Raw genomic sequence first — 13535 nt, forward strand, 5'->3', positions numbered from 1 at the left:
CTTTGAAAAGTATTGCATTGTAACCCGCTTATACTAACAAGTCATGGCTATGGTTATTTTTTAGTGTAAAATCAGCCCCGATAAACATTGAGGATTCATTATGGCACGCCGCATCACTTACAAATTTAAAAACCAGCCTCGCGAAATCAATTTTGCAAAAGATAAATACCGCGATATGTACCATGCCATTGCTGCGGCTGAAGGCATTGATTTAACCAATTATTTAAAGATGGAACAGCAAGTCGAAATGACTTCAAAAGGCTCTGCAGCAGTACGTAACTTTCGTGACCAAGAATTCGCACGAATGGGTTTCAGTGACGTGTATTTTATTAAAGAGTAACAAAGTTACTCTTGATACTCGTAGCTCACACGTGGGGTGATATTACAGAGTAACTCGTAAGGAATAGTTGTTGCGCACTGGGCAATCTCTTCAACGGGTAGCTCAGGCCCCCACATAATCACCTCATCACCCACTTTGATGTTGTCGCGGTTATCACCAATATCCACCGTGATCATGTCCATCGCTACACTGCCAACAATACCATAGCGTTGTGATTTAATAACCACAGGTGTGCCCTGCTCAGCATGACGTGGATAACCATCACCATAGCCCATCGCAACCACCGCAAGCTTAGTCGGTTTATCGCTATGCCAGCGTCCGCCATAGCCAACACACTGATCGGCATCGACATCGCGTATCGCGATAACTCGCGTTGTTAAACGCATAACAGGCTCTAGTCCGTGCTGTTGCCCTACGCCATTGAGCATTGGCGATACACCATAAAGCATCAAGCCAGGGCGCACCCACTCGCCATGACCTTTTGGCCAAGCAATAATGCCAGCAGAGTTTGCAAGGCAATGCTGCTCACTTTTGCCATCTGCCAGTGAGTCAAATAAGGCAATTTGCTGAGCGGTTTTTTCATCATTGATGTCGTCGGCGCATGAAAAATGCGTCATTAACTTAATGTCATCGCGGGCATTCGGGCTTGCTTTTAAGCGACTGTAGAAAGACTCAAATTGCGATGGCGCAATACCCAGTCGATGCATACCCGTATTCACCTTTAACCAGCACGCAATTGGTGCATCAAGGCTTGTATTTTCAAGCGTTGCGAGCTGATTTTCATCATGAATAATGGTTTGAAAGTTATTGGCAAGCAAGATAGGTAAATCATCTTTATGAAAAAAACCTTCAAGCAATACAATAGGTTTTGTCAGTCCACCTGCACGTAGCGCTAGCGCTTCGTCTATTCGAGCAACCGCAAATGCATCGGCATCATTTAAGTATTGAGCAATTTTAACTAAGCCATGGCCATAGGCATTGGCTTTAAGCACTGCCATTACTTTGCAACCAGGCGCAAAGCGCTTCACTTGTGCTAAATTATGAGCAAGTGCTTTTAGGTTGATTTCGGCAATGGCTAAGCGCATTAGTATTCGTCGTCCATAGCTGGACCCGCGTAGTTATCAAAACGCGAAAATTGACCTTGGAAGGTTAAACGTACTTTACCGATTGGACCGTTACGTTGCTTACCTATGATGATTTCGGCCACGCCTTTTTCAGTACTGTCTTCGTTATACACTTCATCACGGTAAATAAACATGATTAAGTCGGCATCCTGCTCGATTGAGCCTGATTCACGTAAGTCGGAGTTGATCGGGCGTTTATCGGCACGTTGCTCTAGGGTACGGTTAAGCTGCGATAGTGCAATAACCGGACACTGCAGTTCTTTTGCCAGTGCTTTTAATGAACGAGAGATTTCAGCAATCTCTAAGGTACGGTTATCCGATAAGCTTGGCACACGCATTAACTGCAAGTAGTCGACCATGATCATACTAATACCGCCATGGTCGCGGGCAATACGGCGTGCACGCGAACGCACATCTGTTGGTGTTAGGCCCGATGCATCATCAACATACATCTTACCTTTTTCCATCAACAAGCCCATGGTTGACGACAGACGCGCCCAATCGTCATCATCTAGCTGACCGGTACGAACTTTAGTTTGGTTAATACGACCTAGCGATGCCAGCATCCTCATCATGATTTGCTCTGAAGGCATCTCTAGTGAGTAAATAAGTACAGGCTTATCTTGTGTCATGGCTGCGTGTTCGGCTAAGTTCATCGCAAAGGTTGTTTTACCCATCGATGGACGTGCCGCCACAATGATAAGGTCAGAAGGCTGCATACCCGCCGTCATTTTATCTAGGTCAGCATAGCCGGTACTTACACCCGTCACACCATCTTGTGGTGACTGATAAAGCTCTTCAATCTTATCAACGGTTTTTTCTAAGATACTGTGTAAGTTTTGTGGACCTTCGGTGCTTTTACTACGCTGCTCAGCAATTTTGAATACTTTACTTTCAGCAAAATCTAGCAGGTCATGACTGGTACGCCCTTCAGGGCTAAAACCAGCTTCTGCTATTTCGTTCGCAACACCAATCATTTCACGAATAACAGCGCGCTCTCGCACGATATTCGCGTAGGCATCAATGTTCGCCGCACTTGGTGTGTTCTTAGCAATTTCAGCGAGGTAGGCGAAACCACCAACACTACTTAACTGATTATTTTTCTCTAAGCTCTCAGAAATAGTGATCAAATCGATTGGATCACCGCCTTCAGCAAGACTAACCATAGCCTCAAAAATCAGCTTATGGGTTCGGGTATAAAAATCCTGCGCAACCACTAACTCAGCAACTCGGTCAAACGCTTGATTATCAAGCATTAAACCACCTAAAACAGATTGCTCAGCTTCTATTGAATGGGGAGGGACTTTTAACGTATCGACTTGCTTATCTGGTTTGGCCATAACATCACAAAACTAAAATTGAATGGCTCTATTCTATCTACTTGCTAAGGCTGTGCAAATAGTTAATACCAATCGACTTAAATATTTGGTCATTCTAGCGTGCTAAAAAAGCGCTAACTGCGTTAGAAATGTCTAAAGTAGAGTAACTACATGTCAAAATTTCTGCCTTGTTATCACTTCATTTATCTGTCGCTATTTAAGACCAACAACTTAACACGATTGGTATAAGCGGGAAGTCCTCCCGCTTTATTGTAATTGAGTGAAATATTGTAATTGAGTGAGCTCTAATCGTTATTTCTGTTTACGAAGTTCAATACGTCCGCTAATCGTATCCATTTCGATATCAGCATCCCCACCGTTAATACTAAATTCTAAGTCGCTAGATGGGCCATATTTCGCCTTCGTTGCTTTGTCATCGCTGAGCTCATTAACAATTTTACCGTTAGCGTGAGCTTCAATTTCAAACTTTGCCGATACATCAGCTGGGAAGTAAAACTCGGCGTCACCACTGACTGATTCAAAACGAATATTGGCATCTGCTAGTAACTTGTTGATGTGAACTTCTGCTTCACCATTTACGGTATTGATGCGCAGCTTTTTAATTGCATCAAAAGCAAAGTCGATATCACCGTTTACATTTTCAAGGCGAACATCTTGTGCTTTGGTTTTTGACTTAATGTCGCCATTCACCGCGGTAAAGCGTAAAGCACCTTGCGAGTTTTTATCGTTAATTTCACCATTGACTGTTTCAAAGCGAATATCACCGTTTAAGTCGTGGGCATTTACATCACCATTGACCGTTTCAAAGCTCATGTTGCCGCTAATATCTTGCACTGTGATATCACCGTTGACGGTATCAATCTCTGCACCTGCTTCAAGCTCTTTAGCACTAACTGTGACATTCACCCCAGCAAACTCAAGCTCACTACTTTTTGGCATGTAAATGGTCAATCGAGAGCCGTCACCGCTATTCCAGCCACCTAAGTTACGCGGCATTTTTACGATAAATTCAACACGGCTGCCTTCAACCTCTAAACGATAGCCTTGTGCTTTATCGTCAAGCTCACCTTCGATTTTAAGTTGTGGTTTATCCCACCCTTCAATGCGTACATCACCACGTTGGTTTTCAATAAAAATACGTTTATTTGCAGGTACATCAATTTGTTCATTAATAGTTTGTCCTGCCATTGCCATCAGTGGCAGTAATCCTAAAGTTAAGGCTAGTAATTTCATAATTGTCACTCCTAAATCGTTTGCCACTTCGGTGCATGCACCTTGTTAATTAAGTCCAATTGTTGCTGATAAACCTGCGACAGCATTTGTAATAAAGCTGGGTTTTCAGGTTCATTCTCAAGTGCTTGCTTAATGGCACTTTCGGCTTCTTCTAACTCTTTTAGTTGTTGCTGCCAGTTATCGGTTAATGCAGGTTGATTTTGATACTGCACCAACAAACCTTGCTTTTGCTTGGTAAAATAATCGCTCATTGCCATCATGCTATTTGGCTCACCTTGGCCAACAAAAAGCTGTACGGTCAATAGTGCGGCAATACAACAAGCGGCAACTGCAGCGAGTTTATTCCAGCCATGGGTTGGCTTATCAGTTTGCTCTGATTGCCCTGTTGCAATTGCTCGCTCAACACCGGGCCAGAGATCTTTGTCTGGGCTAATATCTTGCTTATGGTTAAGCGAGTCATTTAAAAATTGTTCAAATTCTGGCTTACTCATTTTCATACCACTCTTTTAATAACTGCCTTGCACGGTGAAATTGCGATTTACTTGAACCGACCGCCATATCAAGCATGCTTGCTATCTCTTCATGGCGATAACCTTCAATTGCATGGAGTACAAACACCATACGTGCTCGCTCAGGTAGTCTCAGTACTAATTTATCGAGGCCGTTAAAGCCGTCGCAATCTGCTGCGCTTTGCTCATCCATACCGCTTTGTTCAAAACTCACTACTTTTTGAAACCAGCTTTTATGTTTGCGAATGTAGCTAATCGCAATATTGCTGGTAACACTGTGTAACCAAGTCGAAAATTGTGAGCGTCCATCAAAGTTCGCGATTTTGTGCCACAACTGTACAAACACTTCTTGTGTTGCATCTTCGGCGTGCTCTTTGTCAGCAAGTAATCGCAAACATAGGCTATAAACCCGCTTCACATGCAACTCATAAAGTGTTGCATAGGCTGCTTGATCACCGCTTTTTACGCGCTCAATCAAGGCATGCTCACTTTGCTGGGCGAACGCTTGTTCTGCATCTATCAACATCCTGGATGTTGTCCTTTATGATTATTGTTGTGAATTTAGTGTATTAGACGTAAGGAGGGATTCAAAAGGTTTAAATGAAATTAATTTTTTTTGTGTAAGCTACAAATAATTGAGCTTACACAATTTTATTTGAGGCTTTGCGTTATTCTCCAGGTGATGCTTCGCTTTCTTCTTCAGTTGTTTCTGCGGTTTTGTAGCTCCAACCTAAAAATACGATACGTGCCGAAGAAGCAGGCGTGCCGCCATTTTGTACTTGTAATAAACCCGCATCATAGTGAGCACCACTGCCCCCTGTTGCGGTAATTGTTGAGCCACGCACACTACCAAACAGCTCACCACTGCCCGATAGCTTCACTGTTGTCAAAGGGGCATAAATAGCCGCATATAAATTCGCAGCACCACTAAATTGCACACCATTTACACCATTAAATGATGAATAAAATGATAACGACGGATGGCCACTGGTGGTTAATCCTTCTTGCTCAGTAATGACTTTTGCGCCTGCACCAATATTTACTTTTCCGGTTAATAACACTGTTAAGCTACTGTCTTTTTTAATTGTTAGGCTAGTATCCCCTTCCATCGAAAAGTCGCCATCAATCAGTAAAATAACATCACCACCAGAAACTTCCATTTTGCCGTCACTGGTCATCTTGAGTCTATCAAGTGCAAAAATGTACTCTTTGCTATTACTGCCATTGGCTTGGTTTTGCGCTTTAGAGTTAAACAAGAAAATATCGGCAAGGCTCGGCACAATTACTTGGCTACCACCGCTACTAAAAAAGCCCTTTTCAGTATTAAGTTTAAATTGTTGCGTAGGACCAATCGAAACAGAACTATAACTGCTCACTTGATCTGTGATGTCTGTCATTTTCTCTGGCAAAATTAACGGGTCGCAACTGGTGTCTGGATTTGTTGGGTCATAATCGGGGGCTGTTGGGTCAGCAACGGTTATCGGTTCTACATTCGGGTTTACGTTAAACTTGCTATCACTGTAGTGCACACCATCTTGTTGATTATTGTAGGTGTCTTTAAAATCGCCTGAGCCGCCATACATAATATCCAGAGCTTCGCCTTGGCTATTAGTGATGAATGTTGACCACTGCATTTTCGCATCACCATTGGCTCGCACAACCCCCGAAACAGTCCCACCACGGTGGGTATAATAACCTCGGGTATAGACATTACCGTCAACACGTAAACCACTGCCAGGAGAGATATAAACGCCGGTATTTGAATGGATATTACCAATAATTGGTGATGAACCATTTAAGTAGATAACCCCGGTTGCTTTTACATCGCCTTTTATCGGTGAATGGCCCGATAGCACCACATCTGAATCACCAGCAATCGTTGAAACATCACCATCATTAGATTTGGTTTCTTCATAGGTGCCTTTGCTCGAATCGTAACTATCGATACTGCCACTACCCGACAAGTTAACCCCTTTACAGCCCACCATCGCATTAGTGAAAATCGAGCTTCCCTTCGCGCCTTGTACAGCAAAACGGGCGACTAAATTACTTTGCGCATCACCATCAAATCGTTGCCCTAAGCTTGCAATTTCAAGTTCACCGGCAGCGTTTTGACTTAAACTGGCATTAAAAATGGCATCATCAGCGATAACACCAGAGCCCGATGCATTACTGGTTTTACTGATCAAATCTTCAACCGCTAATACACCTTCCTCATTCAAGGTTTGTTGCAATAACTTAGCTTGTTCAAACACACCTTTTTCAGCCATTAAGCGACTGTTTAATTTCTTTTGAAAGTTACCACTTAAGCGCTCTTGAACAATGTTTTCACGCAGCGAACTAAGCACCACGATGCTGGCCATACTGGTTAAGATCAACACTGTAATTAGGGTGAAACCATTTTGTTTGTTATACACTGCCAGCTCCGTATGCTTTGACTAATATTGCATTAGTTAACGCAATATCAATATTAATGCCATTGCCAAATTGCGCAGGTAAATCATTTGGCTTTACAGTGACTGTGACAAGCTCACCGGCGATATCAAATGACAAAGCTTCGATTCCTGTCAGTAATCGCTCTGAGGCCGCACCATCGAGTGAACACATTAAGTTGCTACCATTTAAGCTATATACTTCAACCACCTGCGCAGTTGTCGCAGAGCCATCACAAGCAATGACACCACTTGGCTGAGTAATAGTAATTGTGCTTTTATCTGCACTTATGGTGGGTGTTAGTTGTGTTTGCTTTATGCTGCGGTTGAATACTTTACTGGTATAGCGAATCACTTCTTGAGCGTTTTCAAGCTCTTTACTCACTTCAATCGTGCTTTTTATCGCCGAGTAAGACAAGCTCACCCCAGCTAATAAAAAAGCGCCTGCTGCCAATGCCACCATCAGTTCAACTAAGGTAAAACCCTGAACGTGTTTATTCATGAGCAAACCGCCGTTAAATCAGGGAAACTGGCATTTAGACTAATTTGATTTTCTGCATTGTCTATCATGCGCTTATCAACCCAAGCCACATTAACTTGCATATCATCACTGTAAGTAGCTGGGATTGTCAGTTGATAATCACTCACTTGTGGCGCGAGGGAAGCTCTAAATGTCGCGTCTTGAAAAAGTGCGGTATTGGTTTTTTGAATTTCACAAATACGCGGCCACAAACGCTCAATGGTATTTTGCCCTTGAATAAGTGACACGGTGTAATTAAAGCTATTGGTTGCATATTGCAGCGATTTGAGCTGCGCTGCCGCCAAGCCTAATAATGCGATGCCAGCGATCACCACTGAAATCATCACTTCTAATAATGAAAAGCCTGCCTGCTTATTCATGCACATCCTCGCTGTGAATTTTCTACTAACCAGTTTTGGCCACTTTTAAGCACACACATCACGTAATCAGTGGTATTTGTGTGCTCATCTTTCACTAAAATTTCAGCTTGTTTATCAACTTCGCCACTAGCACTAATAGCCAATGCGACTAAATTGACGGTAACACCGCTTTTTGTGACCGAAAATTCTTTTAAAACTGTGTCTACCCCGCCCTCGTTGAGGGTCACTTGCCAGCTATTATTACTGACAACTAGGTTAATAGGTTTGTCGCGTTTGACCGCTTCACTGCGTGCAAATTTATAAGCGCTATTTAATTGATTTGCAGTTGTTACCACGCGATCTTGCAAAATTTGTTGGCTAAAAGACGGAAAAGCAAGGGCTGCCATAATGCCAATAACACTCAGCACAACCATTAACTCAATTAAGGTAAACCCTGCAATTCGACGCAATTGTGTTACTCCCAGCAATCACTAAATGAAGCGCTATAACTACCATCATGTTTAACGGTTAAGTCACCACAGCGATCACTTGCTTGCGCCGAACCCGATTTAGGAGCGGCTTTTAAACTGTAGCCACGATTTTTAAAGTCGCTTACAGCACCTGATACTTTATCTGTTGCTGTGTAGGTAAAGGTGTAATAGTCGGTATTTTGAGTTACGAATGCATTAGGGTAGCCACCATTTCGTGAATAAATACGTTCAAGGCTGGCGCTGTATTGCAGTAACTCTTGTTGAATATCAGCACGGCGACTACGTTGCATGTGCTCAGTGTAAGCAGGCAATGCTACGCTATATAAAATCCCTAAAATAGCGATCACGATAAGAATTTCTACTAATGTAAAGCCTGTTTGTTTACCCATTCCATGTGGTACTAATGCACTTTTCAACCTCAACCCCTTAATACTTTTTAACCAGCACAATATAAATGACAGCGTTGTCAGTGTCAATTTTAACCAATTTACTTTTACTCATTCGATTATACTGATAAGAACAAAAAAATTAAGAAAAAAGAATGTATGTTTGTAATATAGGTAAGATTATAGGATGGCATTTATATGTTTAAAATATAGAAACCAATACTATTGGATGATCAACGAAGAAGCAATAGCGGTACAAAATGCTACAATTTATAAATTTCGGGCACAAAAAAGCCGCACCTAAGTGCGGCTTTTTTTACTTAATATTGCTATTAAGCTTCAGCGATAACGATTACTTTGATAGTAGCCGATACGTCTGAGTGTACTGCGATTGCTACGTCAAATTCGCCAGTCTCACGGATAGTACCTAGAGGTAAACGAACTTCTGATTTAGCAACTTCAACGCCAACAGCTGAAATAGCTTCAGCGATGTCGCGAGTACCGATAGAACCGAATAACTTGCCTTCGTCACCAGCTTTAGAAACTAGTGTAACTTCAGCTAATGCTTCTAACTTGTCAGCGCGAGCTTGAGCAGCAGCTAGATCTTCAGCGATCTTAGCTTCTAAATCAGCACGACGTGCTTCGAAAGTTTCGATGTTAGCTTTAGTTGCAGGAACTGCCTTACCTTGTGGGAAAAGGAAGTTACGTGCGAAGCCAGATTTAACTACAACCTGGTCACCTAGGCCACCTAGGTTTGCGATCTTGTCTAGTAGAATAACTTGCATGTCTCTACACCTTTTAAAAACTGTTAATCCGCTGCTTACTTATGTAAGTCAGTGTATGGAAGAAGGGCTAAGTAGCGAGCACGCTTGATAGCAGTTGCTAGCTGACGCTGATATTTAGCGCTAGTACCTGTGATACGGCTAGGTACGATTTTGCCACTTTCTGTAACATAGTTTCTAAGAGTAGCTAGATCTTTATAATCGATTTGTTGTACGCCTTCCGCTTTAAAGCGGCAGAACTTACGACGTCTGAAATAACGTGCCATGAGTAAAATTCCTCAAAAAATTCTTTCTATATGTTGAGCATGCAAGACCAATTGGCTTAAGCCGTTTCGGCCTTCGTGACGGTTTAAAAACCCCGTCACTTGCACTTGTTGCCCAACGTGCAATTGTTGAGTTTGTTGTTGCATTGGCGTGCCGCTGGCAACAACTTGAAGCCTGACATAACTATTACGGTTAAGGTCTGCTTCAACTTGCATCGATTTATGTTCAAGAACAAAAATACAATGCGGTATACCAGCAGGGCTTTGACTATATTTAGGTGTTTTACAAACAACCCCAGATAGTGTCAGCTGATTCATATAAGGATTAAGCGGTTGGCTCATCTTTTTGTCTCAACTGCAAGCGCCATGCTTGAACTCAAAACGATTAAGCAGCTGGTGCTTCTTTCTTCTCTTCTTTCGCAAGAGGAGATGCTTCAGTTACAGCGTCTTTAGTACGCATAACTAAGTTACGAAGCACTGCATCGTTGTAGCGGAAAGTAGTTTCTAGCTCGCTGATTACTTCAGTAGGTGCTTCAACGTTCATAAGAACATAATGAGCTTTGTGAAGCTTGTCGATTGGGTAAGCCAATTGACGACGGCCCCAGTCTTCAAGACGGTGGATAGTACCACCAGCTTCAGTGATAGAACCAGTATAACGTTCGATCATACCAGGTACTTGCTCACTCTGATCAGGGTGAACCATGAATACGATTTCGTAATGACGCATGGATATTCCTTACGGTTAATAGAGCCTTCTACCGTTTCGGCCAGTCGGTTTAAGGCAAGGAATTAAATTTAATAAGCCGAAATGAGCGCGCATTTTACGCTTAGATTGATAATTAAGCAAGATAAAACAGCAAGCCAAGCTAGATTATTGTGCTCTATTAAGATTTTCTAAGTTGCAAAAAACAAAAAACCCAGCCGAGGCTGGGTTTTTGAATTCTGAAAACTAAAATTACTTGATTTTAGCTTCTTTGAAAATCACGTGTTTACGAGCTTTAGGATCGTATTTTTTGATTTCCATTTTTTCAGGCATGTTACGCTTGTTCTTGTCGGTAGTGTAGAAAAAACCAGTACCAGCAGTTGAAACTAAACGGATCTTATCGCGCATGATTCAGTTCCTTAAACTTTTTCGCCACGAGCACGGATTTCTGTAAGAACCGCGTCGATGCCTTTTTTATCGATAATACGCATACCTTTAGTAGTAGTGCGTAGTGTTACAAAACGTTTTTCACTTTCAACCCAAAAACGGTGAGTTTGTAGGTTAGGTAGGAAACGACGTTTAGTCGCGTTTCTCGCGTGTGAACGGTGGTTACCAACCGCTGGACGCTTACCTGTAACTTGACATACTTTAGACATGTCTATATATCTCCAATAACTTCGCTCGAGCTTAATTTTCCCTTAGGCCAGTATTTGTGCCCCGGGATAAATCGAAGGGCGCTCTTTATACAGCTTATACAGGCAAAGATCAAGTAACAGATCTTATCCAATCAGCTCATGTGTAAATTTGATAGCGGCTAATTATAAAGATCGAATGCCCTTAGGGAAAGTAAAAACTGCATTTAAATTAAACTAATTTCTAAAATCGCCCTAAACTGCTCATTTTTAACACACTCTCTAATACAGTTGGCTCTATATAAGCCCTCTTTCAGCAAACGAAACACAATTTTCACCACCCACTATGATGTGATCCAGCACATTTATATCAATTAAGGCTAAGGCTTGCTGTAATTTTGTGGTGATTAATTTATCGGCCTGACTAGGTTCAGCAACCCCACTTGGGTGGTTATGAGCAAGTATTAGTGCCGCCGCATTATTACGCAGTGCAGCTTTAACAACTTCGCGAGGGTACACAGAAGCGGCATTAATAGTGCCGTAAAAAAGTACTTCGTCTTTAATTAGCTGGTTTTGACTATCTAAGTACAGCACCATAAATACTTCTTGCTGTAAGCCTCGCAGCTGAATAGTTAAATAGTCATACACTGCTTGCGGCGAAGTAAATAGCGCCTCGCGCTTACATTGCTCAAGCATATAGCGCCGGCTTAGCTCAAGTACCGCTTGAAGCTGCACATACTTAGCAGCTCCTAAACCCTTTTGGGCACAAAACTCTTGTTCAGATGCATTAAATAAGTCGTGCAAAGTGCTGTTTATATCGAGCAGGTGCTCAGCCAGCTCAATGGCATTCATGCCCGGCACACCGGTACGTAAGAAGATTGCTAATAACTCTGCATCTGAGAGTGCTTTGGCGCCTTGGGCAAGTAACTTCTCCCGCGGCCTTGCTGATAAAGGTAGATCGGTTAATGGCATTGCTTCATCCTTAAAACAACTATTCCACTTATTAAACTGTACTATAAAATCCAATTTTTTCCTGTCTGTATAAAAGAAAACTTCATGCTATCGGTAAAGATTTGCTATCGTTAGCCCATATCGACAAAGGTTAAATTTCACGTAATGACAAAATCAGTAAATAAAAAAATCCTGCTAGGTATGAGTGGTGGTATTGCAGCCTATAAATGCGCAGAACTTGTTCGCCGTTTAAAAGATCAAGGCTGTGAAGTAAAAGTCGTCATGACCGACTCAGCCAAACACTTTATTACTCCTTTAACTATGCAAGCGGTTAGCGGTGAGATTGTTTCTGATTCATTACTCGACCCAGCAGCAGAAGCCGCAATGGGTCATATCGAATTTGCCAAATGGGCAGACCTTATATTAGTCGCCCCAGCAACCAGTAATATTTTAGCAAAAATGGCGATGGGTATTGCGGATGACTTACTGACGACCCTACTACTCGCCACCCCAGCAAAAGTGGCGGTTGCACCTGCAATGAACCAACAAATGTATGCCCACCCTGCTACACAATCAAACCTTGCCACACTTAACGAGCGTGGCGTGGCTATTTGGGGCCCAGGTAAAGGCGAGCAAGCCTGTGGTGATGTTGGAGCAGGCCGCATGTTAGAGCCTCATGAGTTAGTCGCGCTTTGTACACAACCTGAAGTAGAGCCACTACTTAAAGGCAAAACCATCACGATTACAGCAGGACCAACCCGAGAAGCCCTCGACCCTGTTCGTTATATCTCTAATCACAGCTCAGGCAAAATGGGTTATGCCCTTGCAGAAGCTGCACTTGCGCTAGGTGCAAAGGTAAATCTGATTTCAGGCCCCGTAACAATTAAAGCACCTGCTAATGCCCTGCTTACTAATATAGAAAGTGCTGAGCAATTACTTACCGCCTCAATGAAGCTTGCCGCGCAATCGGATGCTTTTATCGGCTGTGCAGCAGTGGCTGATTACCGTGCAGCAGCAATTCATGAGCAAAAGATGAAAAAGCAAGGTGATGAACTGACCCTTACCTTAGTTAAAAACCCAGATGTTATCGCTAACGTCGCTGCGCTTAGCGAAAACCGCCCTTATACCGTTGGCTTTGCGGCAGAGACTCAAGATGTTGCAAGCTATGCTCAAGGTAAATTAAAGAACAAAAACCTCGATATGATCTGCGCAAATGACGTATCAAAAGAAGGCCTTGGCTTTAATTCTGATCATAATGCTTTAACACTCTTCTGGCACAATGAGCAGCTAGATTTAGCAATGGGAAGTAAAAAAGATTTAGCCATGAGCGTAATGACTGAGCTTGCCAAGCGTTTGTAAAAATGCTGGAAAGAAACTGAATAAAACATTAACATAAGCCACTCATTTGCACAAAAAATGGCTTGTCTGACTCCCAACAGCGCAAGTAATAAATTATAAGAAAGGAATGGT

Annotated in this window: 19 protein-coding genes; 2 read left to right on the forward strand and 17 right to left on the reverse strand. The window is 42.5% G+C overall.

Going from position 1 to position 13535, the window contains the following annotated elements:
* Nucleotides 1–100: 100 nt before the first annotated feature.
* Complete coding sequence (locus WA256_RS15550) at nt 101–340, forward strand: DUF2960 domain-containing protein (protein WP_054554201.1); 240 nt, start codon at nt 101–103, stop codon at nt 338–340.
* Between the two features lie 5 nt (nt 341–345).
* On the opposite strand, the gene alr is transcribed toward WA256_RS15550, so the two are convergent.
* From alr to radC, 17 genes are all read right to left on the reverse strand, one after another.
* The gene (alr, locus tag WA256_RS15555; protein ID WP_062565961.1) at nt 346–1425 is read right to left on the reverse strand and encodes an alanine racemase; all 1080 of its coding nucleotides are present in this window, start codon (nt 1423–1425) and stop codon (nt 346–348) included.
* A complete protein-coding gene (dnaB, locus tag WA256_RS15560; RefSeq protein WP_054563398.1) occupies nt 1425–2804 on the reverse strand; it encodes a replicative DNA helicase in 1380 nt (459 codons plus the stop codon). Before dnaB ends, alr begins: the two co-directional genes overlap by 1 nt.
* A gap of 291 nt (nt 2805–3095) precedes the next feature.
* The gene (locus WA256_RS15565; RefSeq protein WP_062565962.1) at nt 3096–4037 is read right to left on the reverse strand and encodes a DUF4097 family beta strand repeat-containing protein; all 942 of its coding nucleotides are present in this window, start codon (nt 4035–4037) and stop codon (nt 3096–3098) included.
* 11 nt (nt 4038–4048) lie between these two features.
* A complete protein-coding gene (locus WA256_RS15570; protein WP_082401718.1) occupies nt 4049–4534 on the reverse strand; it encodes a hypothetical protein in 486 nt (161 codons plus the stop codon).
* Nucleotides 4521–5072: an RNA polymerase sigma factor gene (locus WA256_RS15575; protein WP_054554197.1), complete on the reverse strand. Its 552-nt coding sequence runs from the start codon at nt 5070–5072 to the stop codon at nt 4521–4523. The genes WA256_RS15570 and WA256_RS15575 overlap by 14 nt, the downstream gene beginning before the upstream one ends.
* A gap of 142 nt (nt 5073–5214) precedes the next feature.
* The gene (locus WA256_RS15580) at nt 5215–6963 is read right to left on the reverse strand and encodes a DUF7305 domain-containing protein (protein WP_335992583.1); all 1749 of its coding nucleotides are present in this window, start codon (nt 6961–6963) and stop codon (nt 5215–5217) included.
* Nucleotides 6956–7480 (reverse strand): prepilin-type N-terminal cleavage/methylation domain-containing protein, encoded by a 525-nt coding sequence (locus WA256_RS15585; protein ID WP_062565963.1) that lies wholly within the window; start codon nt 7478–7480, stop codon nt 6956–6958. The genes WA256_RS15580 and WA256_RS15585 overlap by 8 nt, the downstream gene beginning before the upstream one ends.
* Nucleotides 7477–7878, reverse strand: coding sequence for a type IV pilus modification PilV family protein (locus WA256_RS15590; protein WP_335992584.1), 402 nt, complete (start codon nt 7876–7878; stop codon nt 7477–7479). Before WA256_RS15590 ends, WA256_RS15585 begins: the two co-directional genes overlap by 4 nt.
* The gene (locus WA256_RS15595) at nt 7875–8327 is read right to left on the reverse strand and encodes a GspH/FimT family pseudopilin (RefSeq protein WP_058583802.1); all 453 of its coding nucleotides are present in this window, start codon (nt 8325–8327) and stop codon (nt 7875–7877) included. The genes WA256_RS15590 and WA256_RS15595 overlap by 4 nt, the downstream gene beginning before the upstream one ends.
* A gap of 5 nt (nt 8328–8332) precedes the next feature.
* Entirely contained in the window at nt 8333–8764 is a 432-nt protein-coding gene (locus tag WA256_RS15600; protein WP_306464842.1) for a type IV pilin protein, read from the reverse strand.
* 302 nt (nt 8765–9066) lie between these two features.
* Nucleotides 9067–9519 (reverse strand): 50S ribosomal protein L9, encoded by a 453-nt coding sequence (gene rplI / locus WA256_RS15605; RefSeq protein WP_054554192.1) that lies wholly within the window; start codon nt 9517–9519, stop codon nt 9067–9069.
* A gap of 35 nt (nt 9520–9554) precedes the next feature.
* Complete coding sequence (gene rpsR / locus WA256_RS15610) at nt 9555–9782, reverse strand: 30S ribosomal protein S18 (protein WP_002962753.1); 228 nt, start codon at nt 9780–9782, stop codon at nt 9555–9557.
* Between the two features lie 12 nt (nt 9783–9794).
* Entirely contained in the window at nt 9795–10097 is a 303-nt protein-coding gene (gene priB / locus WA256_RS15615) for a primosomal replication protein N (protein ID WP_036973732.1), read from the reverse strand.
* A 67-nt stretch (nt 10098–10164) separates the two neighbouring features.
* The gene (rpsF, locus tag WA256_RS15620; protein WP_036973113.1) at nt 10165–10506 is read right to left on the reverse strand and encodes a 30S ribosomal protein S6; all 342 of its coding nucleotides are present in this window, start codon (nt 10504–10506) and stop codon (nt 10165–10167) included.
* A 228-nt stretch (nt 10507–10734) separates the two neighbouring features.
* Nucleotides 10735–10890, reverse strand: coding sequence for a 50S ribosomal protein L33 (gene rpmG, locus WA256_RS15625; RefSeq protein ID WP_022946036.1), 156 nt, complete (start codon nt 10888–10890; stop codon nt 10735–10737).
* Nucleotides 10891–10901: 11 nt separating this feature from the next.
* On the reverse strand, nt 10902–11138 hold the full coding sequence (gene rpmB, locus WA256_RS15630) for a 50S ribosomal protein L28 (protein WP_036973115.1): 237 nt from the start codon (nt 11136–11138) through the stop codon (nt 10902–10904).
* A gap of 273 nt (nt 11139–11411) precedes the next feature.
* Entirely contained in the window at nt 11412–12086 is a 675-nt protein-coding gene (radC, locus tag WA256_RS15635; protein WP_175080365.1) for a RadC family protein, read from the reverse strand.
* 144 nt (nt 12087–12230) lie between these two features.
* On the opposite strand from radC, the gene coaBC reads away from it, so the two are divergent.
* Nucleotides 12231–13424, forward strand: coding sequence for a bifunctional phosphopantothenoylcysteine decarboxylase/phosphopantothenate--cysteine ligase CoaBC (coaBC, locus tag WA256_RS15640; RefSeq protein ID WP_335992585.1), 1194 nt, complete (start codon nt 12231–12233; stop codon nt 13422–13424).
* Nucleotides 13425–13535: the final 111 nt, after the last annotated feature.

It is taken from the genome of Pseudoalteromonas sp. CH_XMU1449-3 (assembly GCF_037027245.1).
Taxonomy (GTDB): domain Bacteria; phylum Pseudomonadota; class Gammaproteobacteria; order Enterobacterales; family Alteromonadaceae; genus Pseudoalteromonas; species Pseudoalteromonas shioyasakiensis.